The 2834-nt window shown below is 54.7% G+C and carries 4 protein-coding genes; all 4 read left to right on the top strand.

Annotated elements, in window-relative coordinates; all coding sequences use genetic code 11:
• The coding region (locus AB8B76_RS07840; protein ID WP_405271474.1) for a hypothetical protein at nucleotides 1-223 on the top strand (223 nt) is incomplete at its 5' end.
• A gap of 171 nt (nucleotides 224-394) precedes the next feature.
• Nucleotides 395-1564: a cytochrome P450 gene (locus AB8B76_RS07835; RefSeq protein ID WP_405271473.1), complete on the top strand. Its 1170-nt coding sequence runs from the start codon at nucleotides 395-397 to the stop codon at nucleotides 1562-1564.
• 9 nt (nucleotides 1565-1573) lie between these two features.
• Nucleotides 1574-2356, top strand: coding sequence for a cyclase family protein (locus AB8B76_RS07830; RefSeq protein WP_405271472.1), 783 nt, complete (start codon nucleotides 1574-1576; stop codon nucleotides 2354-2356).
• Between the two features lie 70 nt (nucleotides 2357-2426).
• On the top strand, nucleotides 2427-2834 hold a 408-nt coding region (locus AB8B76_RS07825; RefSeq protein WP_405271471.1), incomplete at its 3' end, for an NAD-dependent epimerase/dehydratase family protein.

Here is a 2834-nt window from a genome sequence, read left to right as displayed (position 1 = left end):
CGTGTCTTCGTTTCTCATAGCGCCGGAGATGGTCATCAATACCAGCAAACTGACCGTGATGCACAAGCGATTGGCAAAAATGTATGAAAAACGTCTTCCCATTGCTATTGCGGCAATGCCATTTGAATTTCCGCTGATGCGGGAAATGATCCAGTACCAACAATCGCGCCAGAATGACGAAGGCTTGCGCTGGCTTATTGAGCAGATAAAACAGTCCTATTGAGCACCCCTTTGCATAGGCTTTCTTTATGCAAACCCATAAATACAATCACTTTTTACAATCGTACCCTTCGCTCTATAGTCCTCACGGCGGGTGAAAGGCCCTTTGGGCATCCGCACCCACCCAGGCAATAGGCTGAGGCCCGCGCATATAGATACCCACTCCATACCTAGCTTGAGCATCGATCCGTTTAGCGACGCCGTATTGAGCGACCCCTATGCTTTCCACAGTGTGTTAAGAGATACCGGGGCCGTCGTTTGGCTAGAAAAGCTGGGCGTTTACGGCATGGCACGCTTTGATGAAGTCAGATCGTCACTAATCGACCACGAGACGTTCGTGTCAAGTCGAGGTGTCGGCGTTGCCGACTTCTCTAAAGAAGAACCCTGGCGCCCCCCGTCACTACTGCTGGAGGCAGACCCACCTCTGCACGACCGTACCCGCGGCATTATGAGCGCAATTCTGGCACCCGCGAGACTAAAGTTGCAGGAGTCGCTGTGGCGAGAACGCGCTGAGGATCTGATTGATAATTTAACCGAAAAAGACAGCTTTGATGCGGTGACCGAACTCTCCGAAGTGTATCCCATGCGTGTATTCCCCGACGCTGTGGGCCTGATGGATGAAGGCCGCGAGCATTTACTCACCTATGCTTCTGCTGTTTTCAACGCCTTCGGTCCGCGCAACAAGATCTTCGAGGAAGGCAACGCATCATCAAAAGAGGCCTCTGCCTGGGTAGCTGAAGCTTGTAAGCGGGAAAACCTCAAGCCGGGCGGATGGGGACAGGATGTGTTTGCAGCTGCAGATCGCGGAGAATGCACCTCGGATGAGGCAGAACGACTGGTTCGCTCGATGCTCTCGGCAGGTGTGGATACAACGGTCAATGGCATCGGTCATCTGGTACTTGCGCTTACCGAGTATCCTGATGAATGGGAAAAGCTACGCGCAGAGCCTCGCCTGATCAGACGCGCCGTTGACGAAAGCATCCGCTGGGACTCTACTGTGCAGACTTTCTTTCGCACCGCGTCCTGCGACACCGAGGTAGCTGGCCACCTGATTCCCAAAGACTCCAAAGTGCTATTGTTCCTGGCCGCCGCTAATCGTGACCCCCGAAAATGGGAAGCACCGGAGCGCTTTGACTTATCTCGAACAACCAGTGGTCACGTTGGCTTTGGCGCCGGCATCCATCAGTGCCTCGGACAGGTTATCGCGCGCTTGGAAGCACAGATGATTATCGGCGCTCTTGCACAGCGCTACACCCGCATTACCCGGGTCACCGAGCCCGTACGCCGTCTAAACAACACACTGCACGCACTTGCCTCACTGCCAGTGCGCGTCGAACTCGCATAGGACACAGTCATGCCACGTACTTTTATCGATCTGTCTATCTACCTTGAAAATGATGTCATCACCGACCCACCTTTCATGCGCCCAAAGATCACCTATCAAAAACATGGTGAAACCATGGCAGAAGCCAATCACTTCTTCCCTGGTGTAAGCGCTGAAGAAATGGCTGGTGGTGAGGGCTTCGCCGCCGTAGAAACCATCACATTGTCGACTCACAACGGCACGCATCTAGACGCACCATGGCATTTTCATCCCACCATGAATGGTGGTGAGCGCGCGATAACAATCGATGAAGTCCCTCTGGACTGGTGTTTCAGACCCGGGGTAAAACTGGATTTCCGACACTTTGAAAACGGCTATGTTGCTACCGCGGCTGATGTCGAGGCAGAACTGGAACGCATCGGCTATACCTTACAACCACTGGACATCGTGTTGGTCAACACCGCAGCAGGAATGGCAGTAGGCAATCCAGATTTTGTGAACATCGGCTGCGGCATGGGTTACGAAGCAACTATGTACCTACTGGATCGCGGTATTCGCGTGACCGGCACCGACGCCTGGTCCTGGGATGCACCCTTTAGCCATACCGCAGAACGGGTTGCCGAGACCGGCGACACATCGCTGATTTGGGAGGGCCACAAAGCAGGCCGGGACACGGGCTATTGCCACCTCGAGAAGCTGCATACCCTCGAAGCGCTGCCGGCCTACGGATACACCGTCTCGTGTTTTCCTCATAAAGTAAAAGGCGGCTCAGCCGGCTGGACCCGTGCTGTCGCCATTGTTGACGAAGCATAAAACTCAATATGCAGACAACGGCGTTTATCATCGCTAAGGTCTCAAACCTTCGAAGCCAAGCCCAGTCTCAATGAGAATAGTCATCACGGGCGCGGCGGGCTTTATAGGCAGAGCTCTTGTGAAGGCCTTGGCACGCGAGGGCCTGCACGAGATTGTCGCGGTGGATTACGCTCTATGCCCTGAATCAGAGGCGACTGAAGAGTTTGTAGGGGACCTGTGCTCACCCGAGTTTGTCGCCGAAGTGTTTGAGCAACCCTGCGATGCCCTCCTGCACCTTGCCACGCTCCCCGGCGGCGCCGCAGAGCTAAACCGATCTCTGGCACAGCGGGTCAATGTGGATGCCAGCCTGTCGCTGCTTGATGCAGCGCGGGGTAGCGCCAAGTGCCCGCGCGTAATCTTCGCCAGCAGCATCGCAGCTTACGGTGATCTTTCCAAAGGTCCGATCACTGACGACACCCCACTTAGACCTCAGATGATT

It is taken from the genome of Congregibacter sp. (assembly GCF_045107095.1).
Classification (GTDB): Bacteria; Pseudomonadota; Gammaproteobacteria; order Pseudomonadales; family Halieaceae; genus Congregibacter.
The sequence above is the reverse complement of the archived record's forward strand: the minus strand, read 5'-3'. Positions and strand labels throughout refer to the sequence as shown.